The following is a 1,080-nucleotide window of genomic DNA, read 5'->3' as shown; positions in this document are numbered from 1 at the left end:
CTACGAACGCTGCGCCTCAACACTTGCTGCAATGCACACCATCGCCTTCGCTGGCTTCATGCTCAGAAACGCAGCTAACCTGCTCATGCAAAGTGCATAACACCCTCTAGAGTATAGCCTTCCTTCACATCGGCATAAACATTGCAGACAGCCGACTGAATCGTGGAGCAACTGGCATGATTGTAGATGTCGGCTGTCACATTGTACTCACCAGCAAGATAACCGGCATAAGCGGCGATCATTCCGGCGCTGCTGACGCAGCTGTTCCAGGACGGCTGGTAGCCGCCACAGGGGTTGTAGCTCGGCTGGCAGCCACCGCCACCCCAACCGCCGCCACCGCAACCGCCCGAAACTTCATTGAGTTCTGTCGTGGTAAGATCACGCATTTCTATCAGACTCCATATAACAGGACTTGTCGGCCCACCTGCCTCCTTGGAAAGCTGATGACAGAGTGGACCGCCTTGATCGAATGCGGCTGCTGCCGACATCCAGGCAAGGCTTTGTTAATATTTTTTCAACGCTCGTTCCAGAGATAATATTGTTAACGAAGATTCAATAGCTTAACTGCCACGCTTTGATTTCCAGTCCATCACAAACATTATTTTAATATTTTTCCTTGCTGCGCTCAGCCTTTTCATAATGTCCGCTGCTAAAAATCAACAAAATTGTTTGAAAAAAACAAACTTTTACGTTTTATTTCGTTGACGGATGGCTTTTCAGGTCGTTAAACAATCCTTCAGTAACCTCCGCGTCTGGAGGCAAGAAGAAGGACTCGAGATCATGGTCACCACGACAACTCAATATGCGGCCACAACCGGCGGTGCCGGCACCGAAACCGATCCTTACGTCCTTGCTTCCAATTCCGGCACCGTCACGCTGGAAAGCGGGAAGTATTACGTGCTGCCGGACAACGCGACCGTCGGCACGGCCGTCATTAAGGAAGACAACGCGCAGAATTCCACAGGTGGTATCGACGCGGAAATCTCACAGAAGGGTTGTACATCGGGTTAGATTATGAAAAAGTCTGTTTTGTAGAAAAGAAATTTCCATAATCATCAAGAAAACCCGATGCAGACAGAG

The 1,080-nt window shown here is 49.6% G+C and carries 2 protein-coding genes; one reads left to right on the top strand and one right to left on the bottom strand.

Going from position 1 to position 1,080, the window contains the following annotated elements; translation table 11 throughout:
* Positions 1 to 83: 83 nt before the first annotated feature.
* Positions 84 to 386 carry a hypothetical protein gene (locus GOB87_RS16455; protein ID WP_242006552.1) on the bottom strand — a complete coding sequence of 101 codons (303 nt, stop codon included), beginning with the start codon at positions 384 to 386 and terminating at the stop codon, positions 84 to 86.
* 394 nt (positions 387 to 780) lie between these two features.
* Between GOB87_RS16455 and GOB87_RS16450 the strand changes: the two genes are divergently transcribed.
* The gene (locus GOB87_RS16450) at positions 781 to 1,011 is read left to right on the top strand and encodes a hypothetical protein (RefSeq protein ID WP_242006551.1); all 231 of its coding nucleotides are present in this window, start codon (positions 781 to 783) and stop codon (positions 1,009 to 1,011) included.
* Positions 1,012 to 1,080 lie beyond the last annotated feature (69 nt).

It is taken from the genome of Acetobacter estunensis, from assembly GCF_011516945.1.
Lineage (GTDB): Bacteria > Pseudomonadota > Alphaproteobacteria > Acetobacterales > Acetobacteraceae > Acetobacter > Acetobacter estunensis.
The sequence above is the reverse complement of the archived record's forward strand: the minus strand, read 5'-3'. Positions and strand labels throughout refer to the sequence as shown.

Coding starts and splice junctions, on each gene's coding strand:
- GOB87_RS16455 (WP_242006552.1), bottom strand. CDS start 386: ATGCGTGATCTTACCACGACAGAACTCAATGAAGTTTCGGGCGGTTGC.
- GOB87_RS16450 (WP_242006551.1), top strand. CDS start 781: ATGGTCACCACGACAACTCAATATGCGGCCACAACCGGCGGTGCCGGC.